A 19,819-nucleotide genomic window follows, 5' to 3' on the forward strand; every position below is an offset into this window, starting at 1 on the left:
AATTTTTCCTATTGTGCAGGGTAAGCAGCATCTACCGTATGATGTTGGGCATCAATCGCGGAACGCACTTCAACCACATCATCAAACCAGTGACGCACACCATTAATTTCTTGATAATTTTCATGACCTTTGCCGGCAATCACTACAATGTCACCAGCTTGAGCTTGCTCTGCAACAAATTTAATTGCTTCACGGCGGTCATGAATTTCATGCATACGATGCCCTGAAAAATCGATTCCTTGCTTCATATCAGCAAAAATTTGTTCAGGGTCTTCTGTTCTTGGATTATCTGAAGTCAGAATAACAGGATTTGCGCCATCCAAAGCTGCTTGAGTCATGAGTGGACGCTTACCACGGTCACGGTCACCACCACATCCAAACACCGCCCAAAGCTGATTCGAAACATGACGCTTTAATGTTTTAAGCACTTGAATCAATGCATCTGGGGTATGCGCATAATCCACTACAAATAATCGCTCATCATCACGAATAACTTGCATTCGGCCTGGTGCACCAATTAGTTTAGGAACAAAATTAACCAATGCCTGTAAATCGAAACCAGCTTGCTCAGCAGCGATGAGTGCGGCAATTAAATTTTCAACATTGAAATGACCTAATAATGGACTTTCTACCGCAAATGAACCTTGCTGACTTACTAAATTAAAAGTTGCACCCGCCAAGCTATAGCTTAAATCGGTAATGTAATAATCAGCTGTATTTTGAGTTAGTGAGTAAGTCAAAATTTTAGGTTGTGCTGGATTATTTTGGGCAGACTTAATCATCAAGTCAGCATGCGCATCATCTAAATTAATAACAGCGACTTTTAACGAATTAAACTGAAATAAACGCGCCTTCGCTTCTGCATAAGCTTCTAAAGTGCCGTGATAATCCAGATGGTCACGACTTAAGTTGCTATAAACAGCAATTTCAATATCGCAACCATTTAATCGCCCCTGTTCAAGACCATGTGAACTTGCTTCTAAAGAAGCAAAAGTTGCTCCCTGTTTAGCATAGTCATGTAGCGCATTTTGTAACTGTAGAGCGTCGAGGGTAGTATGCGTAGAAGGCGTTAAATTCGGTAAAATACCATTCCCTGTTGTCCCCATCACTGCACAGCGCTGCTGTTGTGAACTAATTAACTCAGCAATTAAACGAGAAATTGTTGTTTTACCATTTGTGCCTGTTACAGCAATAATCCGTAGAGGTTTTACTACATCAGCTTGTTGCAAATAACGTTTTTGCCACTCTCCCATGCGCTGACGCACGTCAGAGCATACCCATTCATTTGCTACACCTAATTCGGTTTCGCTAATGACAGCCAACGCTCCATTTGCTAAAGCCGCTTCAGCAAATGTACGCGTTTTTTCAGGCTGGCTATAACTTGTCAAAGCAATAAAAATTTGGCCCGTTTCAACTTTACGACTATCTAAACTAAAGCCGTGAAATGGCTGTTGAGGCCATTGAGCATCAATTTCGATTGGATGAATTTCTTGAAAAGAAACAGTCATAGCTTACCTGCGAATAGGATTTTCTGGAGTATTAAGTGGCTTATCAAGCGGCACATTCATTAAGCGCAACGACTCTTGCATAATACGAGCAAAAACTGGAGCGGCAACCAAACCACCGTAATAACGACCTTGTGGGTTTTCCACCACTACAATAACGGCTAAACGTGGATCACTAATTGGTGCAACACCCGCAAATAAGGCACGATACTCATTATTTGAATATCCTTTACCATCTGCACGCAATTTATGTGCAGTACCTGTTTTACCACCTACCCTATAACCAGGAATATTGGCTTGTTTTGCAGTACCACCCGGCATAGTCACTTGCTCAAGCATTAACAAAACTTGATCGGCAATTTTCGGATTTAAAACTTGCTCACCTTTAGGTGGCTGATCTAGTTTATGCAAGCTTAATGGCATTTTGACACCATGATTTGCAAGCATGGCATAACCTTGAGCCAATTGAAGGATTGTCGCGTTTAAGCCATAACCATATGCCATGGTCCCGATTTGAGAAGAGTTTAATTTATTAACAGGTAAAACCAGACCTGAACTTTCCCCAGGGAACCTTACTGCAGAACGCTTACCAAAACCAACACGATTAAAGAAGCTCGGCAAAGTTTCTTTCGGAAGTGATAATGCAATTTTTGCAGAACCCACGTTTGAAGACTTAATAATGACACCACTTACGGTCAAAGCCCCATAGTTATGGGTATCACGAATAGTATGCCAGCCTAAACGCATTGAGCCAGGGGAGGTATTTACAATCGTATTTGGCGTATATTGACCAGTTTCTAAAGCTGCAGAAATAGTAAAAGGTTTCATGGTTGAACCTGGCTCGAACATATCGATCGCACCACGGTTACGCATAGCATCTTTATTTGATAAGCCATTCTTATCATTCGGGTTATAAGATGGCCAACTGGTCATTGCCAGAATTTCACCCGTTTTAACATCAACTGCAATCGCCGTTGCTGAACGCGCATTGTTAGCCACACCTGCAGCCGTTAATTCACGGTACATAATGTACTGCAAACGTGAGTCGATACTTAAAGTGATATTTTCACCAGGTTCACCCTCACGAATTACCTCAGAAACTTTTAAACGGTTACCACGCTTATCGCGAATAATTTTTTGCTCACCGTCTACACCTGACAGTTGCTTATTCAACTGCATTTCCAAGCCTTCGATACCTTGACCTTCACTATTGGTCAAACCAATAATTTGGGCATTTGGCTGAGGTTGCGGGTAATAACGTTTATAAGTTTTTTCTGCATACACCCCTTGGAAATTACCTTTCATAATGAGGTCAGCTTGCTGAGGAGGTACTTCTTTTTTCAAAACCAGATAGCGAGAACGCGGACGCGCATTCATCTGTTTTTTAAGATCAGCACGATCAACACCCACCACGTCGGCAAGTTCATCAAGATTTAAATTTTTATCTGGTAACTGGCGTTTTAATTTACGGTTGTTTGGATCTTGTTTTAGTTCAGCCGTAATTTGATCATATAAATGCTTGGTCTCAAAATAATCACGCGGATCAATCACAATTTTCATGATTGGACTACTAATCGCTAAAGGTACACCGTGGCGATCACTAATCACTCCACGCATAGCCTCTATACGTTCAGTACGCAAAATATTGGCATTGGCCTTATTTTGCAAAAAGTCTTTATTAATGACTTGAACATAAAATGCACGTGCAATTAATACCACAAAACACAGTAGCACTACCGCCCAGAGCAAATAAAACCGCCACATATCAAAGGCAAGACTTGGTTTTTCCGAAATAGACTGCTGTTTTTTTCGTGTTTGCTTTGTTCGCTTATCTACCATACAGCAAGGCCTTACTTATTTTGCTCTGAGGTCATCGGTAAAGAAATTACCACCGTTTCTGCAGCAGGTGGCGAAAACATTCGTAATTGTGTCACAGCACGTGTACCAATTTGAGCAGTCGCACCAAATGTTTGTTGCTCAATCAATAAACGCCCCCATTCAGCATTGAGGTCATCACGTTCACGCATATAAGAGCTTAACTCTCTATAATCATGACGGTATTCAAATACTTGAAATACCACCATCATGGCACTGATAAAAACCAATGCCACCATGACTGCATATACCACAACTTTTTTGACCACTTTATTTTCTGTGGTTTCGATTTCATCACTGCTTTTCATTACGCGCCTTTTTGTTCCAAGCGTTCAGCAACCCGAAGCCATGCACTACGTGAACGTGGATTCGCTTTTACTTCTTCTTCACTCGCACGAACCCGTGAAATTTTCTTTAATCTTCTCGTATCAATCTGCTGTTGAGGCATCCCCCAACCAGAATCTTCTGCTAGAGTTGATTCTTTTTGAATAAACTGTTTGATCAACCGATCTTCAAGCGAATGGAAGCTGATCACAGACAAACGCCCTTTTGGTTTAAGCAAGTCTACAGCTTGCGGTAAAAATACTTCAATATCATCTAGTTCTTTGTTAATAGCAATACGGATTGCCTGAAACGTACGTGTCGCCGGATGTTTATGCTTTTCCCATTTTGGATGGGCTGTTTTTACTATTTCAGCCAATTGCGCCGTAGTATCCAATTTTCCGGCCTGTTTAATTGCTCTAGCAATACGGCGACTATATCGTTCTTCACCATATTGATAAATGATATTTGCCAAATCTTCCTCTTCTACCTCAAGTAACCATTCGGCAGCAGTCAATCCTTTAGAGTTATCCATGCGCATATCTAACGGGCCATCTTGCATAAAGCTAAAGCCGCGTTCAGCCTGGTCGAGTTGAGGAGAGGACACACCTAAGTCTGCCATAATTCCATCGACACTTTGCACCCCAATTTCCTGCATTTTTTCCTTAATATCAGCAAAACTTGCATGAATAATGGTAAATCTTGGATCTTCTTGTGCTAAAGCAGCCGCAACTTCCAGAGCTTGAGGGTCTTTATCAAAAGCATATACTCGGGCGTTTTCATCGAGTTTCGACAATAACAAGCGCGTATGCCCACCTCGTCCAAAGGTTGCATCGATATACACCCCAGTTGTGCGATCTGCCAATAAGCTTTCAACGGTCTCAAAAAGTAAGACAGAAATATGCGACATAGGAGTTAAATCATAGCGTAAAAATGTAACTGCACATTATCACCTTGTTTATGGCTAACACCAAACGGCTTTTTGTAGGAAAATATTAATTTTTCATAGAGAAAACCGTTTTCTTTTCATTTTTTAAGCAAAACAAAAAAGCAAGCTCACCTTTTCAGGTTCACTTGCTTCACTATAAAAAAGTAAACTAATTTTTAAAATTCTACTCTACCAATATTTTATCTACTGCTTTCCATCATAAATCTGATCAAAGATGGCTCCATTGGCAAAATGGGTTTTCTGAGCTTTTGCCCAACCGCCAAAAACATCATTGATCGTAAATAATTTAATTTTTGGGAATTGTGCTGCATATTTAGCAGCAACTTGAGGGTTGCGAGGACGGAAATAGTGTTTAGCAGCCAACTCTTGACCTAAAGGTGAGTATAAAAAGTTGAGATAACCTTTTGCCAAAGTACGGTTACCGTCTTTGTCGACTGTTTTGTCAACAATAGCAACAGATGGTTCTGCCAAAATTGAAATTGATGGGTAAACAATTTCATATTTATCTTTATCGAGACCTTTCGTTGCCAATAGTGCTTCATTTTCCCAAGAAAGTAGAACATCTCCAATTCCACGCTCAGCAAATGTAGTAAGCGAGCCTCGTGCTCCCGAATCTAACACCTTAACGTTGTGATAAAGTTTTTTAACCAGCTCTTTGGCTTTAGCGTCATTTCCACCCGGCTGCTTTAAAGCATATCCCCATGCAGAAAGATAAATCCAACGCGGTGCTCCACCCGTTTTCGGATTAGGTGTAATAATTTCAACACCAGGTTTGGTTAAATCATTCCAATCACGAATATTTTTCGGATTGCCTTTTCGTACTAAAAACACAACTGTAGAGGTATACGGTGCAGAATTATTAGGGAATTCTTTTTGCCAGTTTGGCTGGATAAAGCCTGCTTTTACAATTTCATCAATATCATTGGCTAAGGCTAAGGTCACCACATCTGCCTCAAGACCAGTTGCTACAGCGCGAGCCTGTTTACCTGAGCCTCCATGGGATTGTTTAAAATCCACGTCCTGCCCGGTACGTTGTTTCCAGAACTTTCCAAATGCCTGATTATATTCCTGATAAAACTCTCGAGTTGGGTCATAAGAAACATTTAAAAATGTAGTCGCCGCCTGCACAGCATTTACTGCTAACCCCATATATGTAGCGACTGCAATTATTGCTATTCTTTTCATTTATAAAAACCAATTTTACTTTTAATGTCTACTATATTTTTAATTTTTTAGTTTTCAATCAAATAGTTATATAAATAAATGTTTTACTAATCACTTTAAAAGATATAGTTAACTCTAATTTTTCCTTCTCCTTTTTGAAAAGTTTTGTAATTATTCTTATAGTTTATTTATAGTCTTCACTTTATCTACACATTAATTTGTTAAATAATGAGACGTAATGGATACACATAGGCTACATTTAAAGGTACCAGCGTAAAATAAAGGTATTTTTTGTAAAAAGTGTGACATAGTTCTACTTTTTTATTAAAATTTATGTTTGAATCGTAGCGTTACCGTAATTTTACATTTGGTTAAACTCAAAAAATAGACGAAATGTACTGAGGGGATGAACAGAAAATGAAAATTCATTATGGAAAAGCTTTAAGCTTGGGTTTGGTGCTTAGTTTTGCATCGCAACTGTCTACAGCAGCTGTACTGAAAGATACACCAAGTAAAAGTCTTTCAGACAAACAGTCTTCACTTATTGAAAAAGCTTTAGATCAGCAAAAACGTAACACTATTGTACTTCCATCAACAGATGATGAATTAAAAGTACTTAATACTATCCGTGTTACACCAACTCAAAACTTTCTTGCAGCACAGCATGAACGTTTTTCACGTTTTGTTCAGGCAATCTTCCAGCCGCACACTTCTTAATATTTGAAACGACCCCTCATCGTTTCAATTTCAGCCCAGACTGTCGTTAAATAAAACGTCAGAATACTGGGCTTTTTCGTTATAATAGTTCCAATTTTTATTTTGACCCATTAACTATGAAAGTTCGTACTCGTATTGCACCTTCTCCTACCGGTTTCCCACATGTTGGTACTGCCTACATCGCCCTATTCAATATGTGTTTTGCGAAACAGCATGGCGGGGAATTCATTTTAAGAATTGAAGATACAGACCAGCTTCGCTCTACGCCAGAATCTGAAAAAATGATTTTAGACTCTCTACGCTGGTTAGGCTTAAATTGGTCTGAAGGTCCGGATGTAGGTGGTCCTCATGCTCCTTACCGCCAATCAGAGCGTATGGGAATTTATAAGCAATACGCGTTAGAACTTGTTGAAAAAGGTCATGCTTTTTATTGTTTTGCTACAGCAGAAGAACTTGACCAAATGCGTGCCGAGCAGCAAGCTCGTGGCGAAACACCAAAATACGATGGTCGTGGTTTAAAGCTGTCTCAAGAAGAAGTAGCTCGACGTCTTGAAGCGGGTGAACCTCATGTTATCCGTATGAAAGTGCCTGAAGAGGGCGTATGTAAATTTAACGACTTACTCCGTGGGGAAGTTGAAATTCCTTGGGCACAAGTCGATATGCAAGTGCTTCTTAAAACAGATGGTTTACCAACCTACCATTTAGCTAACGTTGTTGATGACCATTTAATGGAAATCACGCATGTATTACGTGGTGAAGAATGGCTTCCGTCTGCACCGAAGCATCAATTGCTTTACCAATACTTTGGTTGGGAAATGCCAACGCTTTGCCATATGCCGTTGCTTCGTAATCCAGATAAATCGAAGTTATCTAAACGCAAAAACCCGACCTCAATTAACTACTACCGTGATATCGGCGTTTTACCAGAAGCCTTACTCAACTATTTAGGCCGTATGGGTTGGTCAATGCCGGATGAAAGAGAAGTTTTCACATTACAAGACATGATGGATAACTTTGATATTCAACGCGTATCACTAGGTGGGCCAATTTTTGACGTTGAAAAACTCAATTGGTTAAATGGTCAATGGATTAAAGGGTTAACCCCAGGACAACTATTAGACCGTTTATTGACATGGAAAAGTGATCGCAGCACTTTAGAAGACATTGCTGCCGCTATTCAACCACGTATTAATTTACTTTCCGAAGCTGTAAATTGGGCTGGTTTCTACTTTAACCATATACCACAAATTACGGCTGAAATGTTTGAAAGTAAAAAATTGACTCAAGAGCAAGTTCGTCAAAGTTTACAATTCGCAATTTGGCGTCTTGAAAGTCAGTTTACTTGGAATAACGACACAGTTAGTCAAACTTTAATGGATTTGGCAAATCAGATGGGCATTAAATTACGTGACTTCATGCCAACGTTCTTTATTGCAATTGCTGGCTCAACCAGTTCAACACCAGTTATGCAGTCAATGGTTACGCTTGGCCCTGACTTAACCTTTGCTCGCTTACGACATGCGCTAGAAATTGTAGGTGCACCGAGTAAAAAAGAGGTAAAAAACTGGGAAAAGCTTAATGAAAGTTTAAAATTGCCGAAAAATGAAGCAACTAGCGAAGCTTAATTCATTTTTTTATTGACGTGTGAGCGCATTCACCCTAATATTGCGCTCACACAAACTGGGGTCATAGCTCAGTTGGTAGAGCGCTACAATGGCATTGTAGAGGTCAGCGGTTCGATCCCGCTTGGCTCCACCAAGCTCCTTTGTGTTTGCCTCATCAAGTCCCTATCGTCTAGAGGCCTAGGACATCGCCCTTTCACGGCGGTAACCGGGGTTCGAATCCCCGTAGGGACGCCATTTTCTATTTTAAAAATTCCTTTTAAAGACTCTATCGTCACCTTCCTGTCTATTCTTTGACTGCTTCTTGATTGCACATTTGTCTATTTTATCTAAAATAGCGTCTTTCTCAAATTCTCTCAATGTGTAATATGCAGCCATCTGACAAACAACTAGATGCTCAGCATCAGAACAGTACTGCACCTTTAAAAAGAGCCATGAGTACTCGCCACCTTGTCATGTTATCGCTAGGTGGAGCAATCGGTACTGGTTTATTTTTGGGTTCAGGGGAAGTCATTTCACAAACTGGACCTATTGGCGCAATTATTGCCTATATTCTTGGGGGTGCAATTGCTTACATGGTCATGCTCTGTTTAGGCGAGCTGGCTGTACATATGCCCGTTTCGGGTTCTTTCGGCGCATACGCTCGAAAGTACATTAGTCCAAGTACAGGTTACATGATTTCATGGATGTACTGGCTAACATGGACAGCAACGCTAGGAACCGAGTTTACCGCCGCTGCTCTACTTATGCAGGAATGGTTTCCACAAATTTCAATGTGGATCTGGACACTTATTTTTGCAGTAACTATTTTCGGGTTAAATATCAGTTCAACCCGAGTATTTGCCGAGTCAGAGTTCTGGCTAGCGCTAGTTAAGGTCATTACCGTTATTGCTTTTATTGTGCTTGGATTATTAGCAATTTTTGGTTTAATTCCTTTCCACGGCGCTCAAACTGCTCCATTGTTTAGTAATTTAACTGCCCAAGGTTGGTTCCCACACGGTTTTCTTCCTATTTTCACCACTATGCTCATTGTAAACTTTGCTTTCTCTGGAACAGAGTTAATTGGCGTAGCTGCTGGCGAAACTAAAGATCCGGCTCAGAATGTCCCTAAAGCGATTAATGCTGCAATCTGGCGTCTTCTTATCTTCTTTGTAGGCACCATTATTGTAATTAGTGCATTACTTCCTTTCCAACTTGCTGGTTTAGGTGGTGACAACGTAAGTAATAGTCCTTTCGTTACCGTATTTAATTACATCGGTATTCCATATGCAGATGACATCATCCGTTTTGTTATTATTACTGCACTACTCTCAGCCGCAAACTCGGGATTATATGCAGCTTCACGTATGATGTGGTCTTTATCAGAGCAAAAGCTCCTTCCGGGTGTATTTGCAACACTTTCAAAAAGCGGAACACCTATTGTTGCTTTAGTTGTAACGATGTTCGGCGCAATTCCAGGCTTATTATCAGAGCAATTTGCTCCTGAAACCATCTTTAAAAACTTGCTAGGTGTTGCAGCTTTTACCATGGTTATTGTCTGGATGAGTATTTGTTTAAGCCAGTTCAATTTCCGTCGACAATGGTACCGTTCTGGACATACGGTTAGCGATTTAAAATATGCAGCACCGTTATTCCCTATCGTTCCAATTTTAGGTTTTCTTTTCTGCTTTATTACATGTTTAAGTATGGCAGCAGATCCTGAAATGCGTGCTGGCTTTATAGGTTGCTTAATTTTTACTGCCTTGTGCTATCTCAGCTACTTTATTTTCTATCGAAATAAAGCTTAAGTGTTTGTAATTTAAAAAGTGTAGCAAAAAGCTACACTTTTTTTTGCTTAGAGACTGGCTTTATATAATCTACCGTTGTAGATTTAAATTTATATTAAAAAACAATTCCTTGTATACAATGAAAATTATATTTATCCATGGGATGAATCAGCAGAATTACACCGCACATCGTTTAAAAGAGCACTGGCTAAAAGTATTTAAACTGGGCTTAAAACAATTGCACTGTAGAGTTAATTTAAGAGATCTACATATACATATGCCATTTTATGGCGATTTAATGACGAAGTATCAATTATCCAATCAACTTGATCTTAATACTTTACTTCCAAAAACTTTTAATTTTCATTTACCCATCCATTTACATCATCAACCATCAACACCTAAGGAACATACTCCTTTTATACCCCACCTCCCTCTTTCACCCGATCAACCAGCGCAAAGCTTATCAGAGCGTTTATATTTAACTTCACAGATGGTGAAAGATCGCGTTCTTAAGGAGATGGTGGTTCTTTTAAATAATTTTCCAAAATTACATGAAAGCTTAATTCAGCAATTCTTGATTGAAACTTATATGTACTTATCTAATCCTGATTTTATGTATGAGGTTCATCAAAGAATTTTAAAACAAATGCATGATGATGAAGATTGTATTGTAGTCGCCCACTCTTTGGGTTCTGTGATTGCCTATCATTTATTATCAGATCCTTCTTATCAGTTTTCAGTACAGCGCTTTATTACCTTAGCATCCCCTCTTTCTTTTCGCGTCATACAAAGCAAACTCCCCACTCCCATTGAACGTCCTAAATGTTTAAAGGGCGACTGGTATAACTTTTATTCTAAAGATGACTTTTTAACCGCTTTTCCATTAAGTGAGGCACCTTTTAATTTTACTCCCCCCATTATTAATCAAGAGATTTTTACTTTTGCCAACCAACCTCATGAAATTGTCGGCTACTTACAACATCATGCTGTGGTAAAAACAATTATTGAGCCTTTCCAATAAAAAATATCTATAAACGTATATATTTTCTACAATTTGAGTTATTTTTAAGCGCTTAACTGATTTTTTTAATATTTCTTCAGAAAACTATTTGACACTTTTATTAAATCGACCTAATATACGCCCACCTCTGAAACGTCCCTATCGTCTAGAGGCCTAGGACATCGCCCTTTCACGGCGGTAACCGGGGTTCGAATCCCCGTAGGGACGCCAATATTTTTCAGATGTATGCCTCATATAAGTCCCTATCGTCTAGAGGCCTAGGACATCGCCCTTTCACGGCGGTAACCGGGGTTCGAATCCCCGTAGGGACGCCAAATTCTAAAAAGCCACTGCATAACGACAGTGGCTTTTTTCTTATCTAGACAATAAAAAAGCTGATCATAAACCAGCTTCCCATCATACTTATTTAATTTGCGATTCCAACTTGAACTTCCAGACGGCCTGATTGAACACGTAGTCCTTTTATTTCGAACTGATCTACCAGTTGCTGCACAAGCTCACGACTTTCTCTTAAAATATTGAGTCCCGGTAGAATACTAAAGTCGGTTAAATTTAAAAGTTTTTCTACCATCCATGAACGGTTATTAATGAAATCAATAAAACCCGCTTGCTCAAGGTCAATGAACCACATGCGATGACCATCACGCTGAATACCCGGAATATCACGAATCAAATGATTAATCAGCGATGGAATAGGCAACATATTAATCACTTCAAAACCTACTCGACCAATACGGCGAACAGCCCAATTCGATAATGTTCCACCATGACGTATTTGCACATCCAGACTTTCATCCATTTGGCGTAAGCGCAAGAACTTTTCTTGTCCAATGCGGCATTCCAATACTCGAAAATCTAAACTTAGGCGATATAGGAAACGGTGATAGTGTCCATCGATTTCAACCTGAAACCGATCATTGCCACATTGAACTTTAATATCATCAATTTCAGAACGATCTATGCGTTTACGAATTTGACTGTTTAATAGCATTTCAGGCAAATACAAATTCAAGGTACTTTTACCTAGAAAAGTACGTGCCATGATTAAGGCAACCTGTCTTGCAGTTTCACTTGTTTCAGACACCATATCTCTGACAGTCCCTGCTGCCAGATTGGTCATGCCCACCACTCCACGCTTTGTATGAGAGGTCACTTGATCTAAAGCATCTAGGGCTGCATCAGCAACTTCAGCAAGATTACGTGTAGTATCACTAGCAAACCCGACGGCATCTTGTGCATGCTGTAATGTTTTATGCAGCAAACGGCGTGAGAATGACAGTTTTATAGGGTCAGGATTCCCTGAAACTGTTGATGTCGTTGTAGGCTTCGACTTATTGTCATCTTCTTGACCCAAGTCCCTCTCCTTTTTATATTTCTTTCACATCCTATTAATGAGCATTTCAGCTCATTTCCAGTGTTGGACACACTTGGTTTTTATCTAGATTAGCATGCTCTACAGTATTATTTTAATTTTTATGTGTACGCATAAATCATCGTTTTTTTATATATCCTTGTTTCAAAAAAGTATTTTATATCGGATATTCACCTCAACTTTTTAATCAGCTACAAATTTTTTTCTTTCTTTGTATTTCCGTTAGAATAGATTCAAACTTAATGTGGAGCTGTCATGCAATATCGTTGCCCTCAATGTCAAAGTGTTAAAATTATGCCGGTGAGCCAAGGTGTTAATAGTGCTAAACCTGTTGTGCCTAAAAGCTTAGTGATTTTAGTTCCTGCCATTTTTGTACTTTTACTCTTGGTTGTGATTAGTATTTTTATGTGGATTTTTGGCAATGGTGCAGGCAGCTCTCTTCAAATTGCAACAGTAGTTGCATTTGTGGTTACTGTAGGTGCAGGTTTTATGTTCTGGCGCGATCTGCCTGATTTTAAATTGTCTATGCAAGCATTTATGCAGTCACAAAAACATTGGAAATGTCGTGACTGCAATCATGAGTGGGAAATTTAAAACTATATTCACATCAGCTTAATGCTGATGTGAATGCGTCTTGTCATTATCGTTATGTTCGTGTGAAGCATGTTGAGCAATATGCTGACAGTTGATCTCAGCATCATCTTCAATTTGCAATGTCACTTCACCAATACCATGCTCATGAGAAAGCATTTCAACTGCATCTTGATAGAGCTTATTACGGTCAGCTTCAGGCGCAAATAAGTGCACGGTTAAATGGATATTTTTAGACGTAATTGCCCAGACTTTGAGTTGGTGAATACTCTCCACACCATTTAATGAAAGTAAATCTGCACGTAGCTTTTCAATATCGACTTCTTCGGGTACACCTTCGAGCAAAATATTAATACTTTGTTTAAGTAAAACCCATGTTCTTGGCAATACCCAAAATCCAATCAGTACCGCAATAAGCGTGTCAATCCAGTACCAATTAGTGAAGTAAATAATAATTGCACCAATAATAACGCCAACTGAGCCTAGTGCATCACTCAATACTTCTAGATAAGCACCTTTCACATTTAAGCTGTTATTGGCACTCGACATAAGAATTTTCATTGAGATGAGGTTTATTACCAAACCAATGGTCGCCACAATGAGCATACCTACACTTTGAATTTCAGGTGGCTGCGAAAAGCGGATATAGGCTTCATATAAAATATAAATTGCCACCACAAAAAGCATAAGTGCATTAAATAAAGCGGCCAGAATTTCAAAGCGCTGATAACCGAAAGTACGTTTATTATCGGCAGGACGTTTAGAAATCTGTATGGCAACCAAAGCAATGGCTAAAGCAGCTGCATCTGTAAACATATGTGCAGCGTCAGAGAGCAATGCCAAACTTTGTGTGATTAAACCTGCAATCACCTCAACAATTAAGAATGTCGTGGTAAGCGCCAAGGCAATCGTTAATTTTTTAGCATTACCTTCAGTCACTACAGCATGACTATGGTCATGACCATGATGTCCACCCATTTTGCGGACTCCTTTTTATTTATCTTTATGGTGAGTTAAAAGTAACGATGAAGACATCTTTACCTTTAACTCTTACAAACACTTTTTCGACTTAAATTTTGTAATCAAAAAAGATATCTCAAATCGATGACATTATGAATGCTCAACACTTTTCGTCTTGTCTTCATTCATCCATCGATAAATGACCGGTAATAAAACCAAAGTTAATATCGTAGATGAAATAATGCCACCAATAACCACTGTTGCCAAAGGCCGCTGAACTTCTGCACCAGTTCCAGTTGCCAAAGCCATTGGAATAAAACCAAGTGAAGCAACAAATGCCGTCATTAATACAGGGCGTAGTCGCAGTACAGCACCTTTCCAAGTTGCAGCATGAACATCTAGGGTTGCTCTTAGCTCTTTAATGAATGTGAGCATGACCAAACCATTCAATACCGCAACACCTGATAAAGCGATAAACCCGACTCCAGCAGACATAGAAAGCGGAATATCTCTCAGCCACAAAGCCACTAATCCGCCAGACAAAGCGAAAGGAACCCCGCTAAATACAAGTAAACTGTCTTTAAAGTTACTAAATACCGCCATCAGCAATACAAAGATCATGATGAGCGCCATCGGCACAACGATTTGCATTCTTGCAGTGGCAGAAGCAAGATTCTCAAATTGCCCTCCATAGCCTAACCAATAACCGCTAGGTAGCTTTTGCTGCGCCAGTTTGCTTTGCATCTCTTGTACAAAAGACCCAAGGTCACGATCACGCACATTTGCCGTCACAATCACTCGGCGTTTGCCATTTTCACGGCTCACTTGAGCAAGGCCCAGAATATTCTCAACCTTGGCAACGTCTTGTAACTGGATCAGACCGCCGTTTGGTAAGCGAATCGGTAATTGTGCTAGCTGCTGAGGCGTACGCATGTTTTCCTGTAAGCGAATCACGAAATCGAAACGTCTATCGCCCTGTAAAATTTGCCCTACACTCTGTCCTCCAATACTCGCAGCGACAATATCCTGAATAGACTTGACTGATAATCCATATTGAGCAGCTAGTGCATGATTAACATCTACATTAAGTAATGGCAAACCATCAGTCTGTTCGACTTTGACTTCACTGGCACCTGGAATACTACGTAGCTGTTGGGCTATTTTTTCCGCTTCCTGATTGAGGACTTGCATATCATCCCCAAAAACTTTCACCCCGATATCACTACGGACGCCTGAAATGAGTTCATTAAAACGTAGTTCAATCGGTTGCGAGAATTCACTGTTATTACCAGGAATCTGATTCACGAATTGCAGCATTCTGGTACGCAATTCATCTATCGTTTCTTTAGGGTTTGGCCATTGATCATGTGGTTTTAATAGAACAATACCATCGGAAATATTTGGAGGCATGACATCGGTAGCAACCTCGGCTGTTCCTGTTCTTGCAAAAATGGCTTTAATTTCAGGGAAAGCTTTCAGTAACTGCTTTTCTACATTCTCTTGAATCTTAAGCGACTCTTCTATGCCTGTGCTCGGTGCACGCATGAGTTGTAATGCAAAATCACCCTCACTGAGTTGAGGGGCGAACTCACTCCCCACTCTTGTTGCAATAGCACTTGTCAAAATTAAGATGCTGACCGCTGCTGTGACAACAACATATCGAAAGGCATATGCTTTATCGAGTAAGCCTGCATAACCTTTTTTCAGCGTCATCATCCAGCGGCTTTCTTTTTCCTTCACTTCACACGTAATAAACAGAGCTACTGCTGCCGGGACAAAGGTCACAGATAAAATAATTGCTCCCAATAATGCTAGGACAACGGTCATTGCCATAGGATGAAACATCTTTGCTTCAACGCCTGCTAAAGCAAAAATTGGTAGGTACACGACCATAATGATGATCTGACCAAAGATTAATGGGCGTCGTGCCTGTTTAGCTGCGAGAAAAACCTCTGTGAAACGCTCTGAACGTGTTAATAAACGACCTTTTAAATGCTGCGCTTCAGCTAAACGCCGAATACAGTTTTCAACAATAACAACGGCCCCATCAACAATGATCCCGAAGTCCAAAGCGCCCAGACTCATCAGGTTGGCACTGATTTTTTGTTCCGCCATACCTGTTAAGGTAAAAAGCATTGCCAATGGGATAATACAAGCAGTGATTAAAGCGGCGCGAAAGTTCCCTAAAAAAATAAAAAGGATAACGATGACTAAAATCGCCCCTTCAATCAAATTTTTAGCTACTGTTTTAATCGCTTTATCTACGAGGCTACTACGATCATAGACTGTTTCAATCACCACGCCCTGAGGGAGTGATCTTTGAATTTCCTGAACTTTATCGTCAATCGCCTTAGCAATAGTTTTACTGTTTTCACCCATCATCATCATGGCGATACCTAAAACAGTTTCCTGTCCATTATAGGTAGCACCACCTGTACGCAAATCATGACCAATCGATACTGACGCTACATCGGCAACCCGTATAGGTAAACCGTTTTTAGTGGCGACCGTAACATTCTGGATATCTTGTATTGACATCAGCATGCCGGGAACACGAACGGTGAGTTGCTGGCCGTTCTCTTCAATAAATCCGGCACCACGGTTTTCATTATTATTTTGAAGCGCATCCTGTAAGTCGGTAAGTGGAATCTGCAACTGCTGTAACCGTGTCAGATCTGGAGAGACCACATAGGTTTTATTATATCCACCAATGCTATTAACCTCGGCTACCCCTTGTACACGTTGTAACTGGGGCCGAATAATCCAGTCTTGAATTTCACGCAGGTCCATCGCGCTATAAGCTGAGCCATCTGCTTTTTTAGCATTTGGCTCTGCTTTTACCACCCATTGATAAATCTCACCGAGTCCAGTCGAAATTGGAGACATTTGCGGATCAATGCTATCTGGTAAAGCACTCTTAGCTTCTTGTAAACGTTGGTTAATCAGCTGTCTTGCCCAGTAAATGTCAGTACCATCTTTAAAGATAATCGTGACCTGAGAAAGACCATATCTGGAAATTGAACGAGTCTGTTCCAGATTTGGAATACCAGACATGGCATTTTCAATCGGATAAGTAATCCTTTGCTCAACTTCTGGTGCTGTAAAACCATTGGCCTGACTATTGATTTGTACCTGTACATTGGTGATATCAGGCACAGCATCAATTGAAAGTTTTTGATAGCTATAAATTCCGACACCAATCCAAGCAATAACAAACATCATGACCCAAATGGCGTTGTTAATTGAAAACTGAATAATTCGATCAAACAAACCTTCAGCCTTTGGCAAATCAGGTTTATTAATGTCCATGCTCTGCCTCCCCTTTTTCAAGTTCGGACTTGAGCAAGAAACTACCTTGAGTCACATATTGCTGCTTTTCAGTAATTCCAGATTTAACCTCTACCCATTGTGCATCTGAAGAATAATTGCCTAACTCTACCGCAACAGGAGCAAAATGAATTTTGTCCTTCTCCTGTTTTGCAATAAAGACGACATTCTTTCCATCAATCTGTTGTATCGCTGTCTTATTAACTCGTAATACAGTCGCTGCATTATTTTGTTTCAGTAACACATTGACCATTAAGTTAGGGCGTAATTCTTTTGAAGGTGTGAGTACCTTGGCACGAACCTGTAGACGACCAGTTTGAGTATCTGCTTCTGAAGTTAAACTTTGTACCTGTGCTTTAAAAATATTATTCGTTTGCAGTGATTTAAATTCAATTTCCTGATTAGGCTGAATATTAGTATTTGCACTTGGTAGCACAAATTCAATCCATAACTGATCTAGGCGATCAATAACAAATAACTGTTTTTCAGGACCAATTTGCTCACCAATGACAATATCTTTACTACTGATTACACCACTTAAAGGTGCAGTTAAAACATATCGACCTTTACTTGAGCGATTTGCTCCCAATGCAGATAAACGGCTATTTGCAGCCTGCACTTGAATCTGCGCCTGACGATAAGCATTGTAAGCGCGCTGGTAATCTTGACGTGCTGAAACCCCTTGTTCCCACAATTGTTTTTCACGTTGATAATCTTGCTGGGCTAATGTCAGTGCTTCTTGTGCCATGCTTAAGTTAGCTTGTTGATCGACTAAATCAGGTACAAATAAAGTCGCAAGCGCCTGACCCTTTTCAACTTGTTGTCCCAACGCAACATTTACACTATCTACACGCGCAGAAAAAGTTGAAGAGACATGTGCTTGCTGGTCTGTATTTACAACAAGTTTGGCAGGATACGAGAGATTCTGCTCAACTTCTCCACGTCCTACTTGCTCTAACTTCACTCCATATTCAACCAGTTGCTTAGAAGTTAAGTTTAAACTGCCTTCCTCTTTTTCAGATTCTTCATGACCAGCTTCACCCTCTGCATGCGCTTCTTCACTTTTCTCAGTATTAGGCTGTTTTTTTCCAGAGAAAAATAACCAAGCACTTAAAGCAAGGCAGACAATCAGCAGCAAAATAGCAATAAGCCATTGGTTTTTCATTTTTTTAACTGACATTACTCTGCCCCTCCAACTGTCGGCAACTGATAGGTGTCTTGCCATAAATTTTGATTAATTTGATTTAATGCATCTCCAGACATCACCATATTTGGATCGATCCCGAGAGCTAAACTTTCTGCCTCAATTGCTTTTTGCCAAGCAGATTTAAGAAGTTGAACTTTTTTCAAGCGTTGTTCTTGTAATTGAAGGGTAGATTGCTGAACATCGGTAATTGCAAATTTACCGACTTTAAAGCCAAGCAGCATTTTCTCTTGTACCGTCTCTGATAAAGGGATTTGCTGCTCATTCATTAAATTATATTGCTGCTTTAAACCCGCTAACTCGTACTGTAGAGTACGAATAGAATTCTCGCTTTGCTTTTTATAAAAGCTTTGCTGCTGGTCAATTAAATCGAGTTTGCTTTGAGCAACTTTTAGGGCATATTGCTGGCGATTAAAAATGTTTAAAGGAACCGCTATACCTACTCGGATCTGATTTTCGGTACTGCTCGTTTCTGCGGTTTTACTACGAACCACGCCCATATTTACAGTAGGCGTAGGCCGATTTTTTGCCTTTAAATAATTAATTTCAGAATTTTGTTGTATTGCTTGAAGCCGTAGGGACTGTTCTAACAAATTCTGTTTCAAATATTGGTCGATATCACTTTCATTTTTTAAAGGCCACGTACTTTTTATATCTGGACGTAACGTGAAGTTATCTTCTGTCTCACCCCATAAGTTAGCCAATTTTCTTTTAGCACTACTCAGTGATAATTCAACTTCCTGATATAAACGCTGATTTTCAACATGCGTCATGAGAGTTCGATCTAAATCAACCTGAGCAATACTGCCTGCCTGAAAGCGTAAGCGGGTAGCATCTAAAAGGTTCTTACTCGTTCTTAACTGGGCTTTAGCAACTTCATGTTCAAGCTCTAAAATAGATACTTGTGACCATAAATATTTTACCGCCAGCTTCAGTTGAGCCTCATATAAAACCTGATTTAACTCAACTTGATTTTGCTGAACACTTGCTAGTTTTTTTGCTGCGGAACGTACACCAAAAATATCTAGTTTTTGCGAGATCCCAAGTTCTAATTCCTGATCTTTTCCAGATTTAAAACCCGTTTGCTGTACAGAAACCGTCGGATTTTCCCATAGCTGGCTCTGTTTGATATTGCTCTCGGCGATATCTTGTTGAGTTTGCCAAATTCCTGTTTGAGTCTGAAACTGCTTAACCTGATCGAGCACCTGTTCAAAAGTTAAAACATTCTGTACACGCTGTAGTTGTGTATTCTCAGCAAGGTTCTGATTTGAACTGGCTGCGTTTGTTACGACACCAGTTGAAAGTGCAACAGCAACAACTAATGATTTAAGTACCCAAGACGTACTCAGACTAACGAAACTTTTTTTGTATAAAAAAATAGACATAAAATAACCCTATGAAATAAATAATATTTCTGGTGGG

The 19,819-nt window shown here is 39.8% G+C and carries 15 protein-coding genes and 4 tRNA genes; 9 read left to right on the plus strand and 10 right to left on the minus strand.

Annotated elements, in window-relative coordinates; translation table 11 throughout:
- Nucleotides 1-8: 8 nt before the first annotated feature.
- From EGT34_RS09750 to EGT34_RS09770, 5 genes are all read right to left on the minus strand, one after another.
- A complete protein-coding gene (locus EGT34_RS09750) occupies nucleotides 9-1,508 on the minus strand; it encodes a UDP-N-acetylmuramoyl-L-alanyl-D-glutamate--2,6-diaminopimelate ligase (RefSeq protein WP_000218542.1) in 1,500 nt (499 codons plus the stop codon).
- A gap of 3 nt (nucleotides 1,509-1,511) precedes the next feature.
- A complete protein-coding gene (gene ftsI, locus EGT34_RS09755) occupies nucleotides 1,512-3,344 on the minus strand; it encodes a penicillin-binding protein PBP3 (protein ID WP_000227936.1) in 1,833 nt (610 codons plus the stop codon).
- 11 nt (nucleotides 3,345-3,355) lie between these two features.
- A complete protein-coding gene (ftsL, locus tag EGT34_RS09760; RefSeq protein ID WP_000842465.1) occupies nucleotides 3,356-3,688 on the minus strand; it encodes a cell division protein FtsL in 333 nt (110 codons plus the stop codon).
- Complete coding sequence (gene rsmH, locus EGT34_RS09765) at nucleotides 3,688-4,611, minus strand: 16S rRNA (cytosine(1402)-N(4))-methyltransferase RsmH (protein WP_000018345.1); 924 nt, start codon at nucleotides 4,609-4,611, stop codon at nucleotides 3,688-3,690. The genes ftsL and rsmH overlap by 1 nt, the downstream gene beginning before the upstream one ends.
- Before the next feature lie 222 nt (nucleotides 4,612-4,833).
- The gene (locus tag EGT34_RS09770; protein WP_024437238.1) at nucleotides 4,834-5,835 is read right to left on the minus strand and encodes a sulfate ABC transporter substrate-binding protein; all 1,002 of its coding nucleotides are present in this window, start codon (nucleotides 5,833-5,835) and stop codon (nucleotides 4,834-4,836) included.
- Nucleotides 5,836-6,231: 396 nt separating this feature from the next.
- Between EGT34_RS09770 and EGT34_RS09775 the strand changes: the two genes are divergently transcribed.
- The 8 genes from EGT34_RS09775 to EGT34_RS09810 all read left to right on the plus strand — a co-directional run bounded on the left by EGT34_RS09775 (nucleotide 6,232) and on the right by EGT34_RS09810 (nucleotide 11,257).
- On the plus strand, nucleotides 6,232-6,531 hold the full coding sequence (locus tag EGT34_RS09775) for a hypothetical protein (protein ID WP_000690905.1): 300 nt from the start codon (nucleotides 6,232-6,234) through the stop codon (nucleotides 6,529-6,531).
- 116 nt (nucleotides 6,532-6,647) lie between these two features.
- Nucleotides 6,648-8,156, plus strand: coding sequence for a glutamate--tRNA ligase (gltX, locus tag EGT34_RS09780; protein ID WP_000868419.1), 1,509 nt, complete (start codon nucleotides 6,648-6,650; stop codon nucleotides 8,154-8,156).
- 57 nt (nucleotides 8,157-8,213) lie between these two features.
- A tRNA-Ala gene (locus tag EGT34_RS09785) sits at nucleotides 8,214-8,289 on the plus strand.
- A 25-nt stretch (nucleotides 8,290-8,314) separates the two neighbouring features.
- A tRNA-Glu gene (locus EGT34_RS09790) sits at nucleotides 8,315-8,390 on the plus strand.
- Between the two features lie 131 nt (nucleotides 8,391-8,521).
- A complete protein-coding gene (locus EGT34_RS09795) occupies nucleotides 8,522-9,940 on the plus strand; it encodes an amino acid permease (protein WP_001183126.1) in 1,419 nt (472 codons plus the stop codon).
- A 118-nt stretch (nucleotides 9,941-10,058) separates the two neighbouring features.
- Nucleotides 10,059-10,943: a hypothetical protein gene (locus EGT34_RS09800; RefSeq protein WP_001988038.1), complete on the plus strand. Its 885-nt coding sequence runs from the start codon at nucleotides 10,059-10,061 to the stop codon at nucleotides 10,941-10,943.
- Nucleotides 10,944-11,077: 134 nt separating this feature from the next.
- Nucleotides 11,078-11,153 (plus strand) — tRNA-Glu (locus tag EGT34_RS09805).
- A 28-nt stretch (nucleotides 11,154-11,181) separates the two neighbouring features.
- Nucleotides 11,182-11,257 (plus strand) — tRNA-Glu (locus tag EGT34_RS09810).
- 92 nt (nucleotides 11,258-11,349) lie between these two features.
- Here the strand turns inward: EGT34_RS09810 and EGT34_RS09815 are convergent.
- A complete protein-coding gene (locus EGT34_RS09815; RefSeq protein WP_000529525.1) occupies nucleotides 11,350-12,297 on the minus strand; it encodes a hypothetical protein in 948 nt (315 codons plus the stop codon).
- A 273-nt stretch (nucleotides 12,298-12,570) separates the two neighbouring features.
- Here EGT34_RS09815 and EGT34_RS09820 point away from each other — a divergent pair, with 273 nt between their 5' ends.
- Nucleotides 12,571-12,909 (plus strand): hypothetical protein, encoded by a 339-nt coding sequence (locus EGT34_RS09820; protein WP_001200011.1) that lies wholly within the window; start codon nucleotides 12,571-12,573, stop codon nucleotides 12,907-12,909.
- 18 nt (nucleotides 12,910-12,927) lie between these two features.
- On the opposite strand, the gene EGT34_RS09825 is transcribed toward EGT34_RS09820, so the two are convergent.
- From EGT34_RS09825 to EGT34_RS09840, 4 genes are all read right to left on the minus strand, one after another.
- Nucleotides 12,928-13,884, minus strand: a complete 957-nt coding sequence (locus tag EGT34_RS09825) for a cation diffusion facilitator family transporter (protein WP_000508762.1) — start codon at nucleotides 13,882-13,884, stop codon at nucleotides 12,928-12,930.
- Between the two features lie 132 nt (nucleotides 13,885-14,016).
- Nucleotides 14,017-17,175: an efflux RND transporter permease subunit gene (locus tag EGT34_RS09830; RefSeq protein WP_000353977.1), complete on the minus strand. Its 3,159-nt coding sequence runs from the start codon at nucleotides 17,173-17,175 to the stop codon at nucleotides 14,017-14,019.
- Nucleotides 17,165-18,373, minus strand: a complete 1,209-nt coding sequence (locus tag EGT34_RS09835) for an efflux RND transporter periplasmic adaptor subunit (RefSeq protein ID WP_000111949.1) — start codon at nucleotides 18,371-18,373, stop codon at nucleotides 17,165-17,167. Before EGT34_RS09835 ends, EGT34_RS09830 begins: the two co-directional genes overlap by 11 nt.
- Entirely contained in the window at nucleotides 18,373-19,782 is a 1,410-nt protein-coding gene (locus EGT34_RS09840; protein WP_000021709.1) for a TolC family protein, read from the minus strand. Before EGT34_RS09840 ends, EGT34_RS09835 begins: the two co-directional genes overlap by 1 nt.
- Nucleotides 19,783-19,819: the final 37 nt, after the last annotated feature.

This window comes from Acinetobacter sp. FDAARGOS_558 (assembly GCF_003937785.1).
GTDB classification, from domain to species: Bacteria; Pseudomonadota; Gammaproteobacteria; order Pseudomonadales; family Moraxellaceae; genus Acinetobacter; species Acinetobacter baumannii.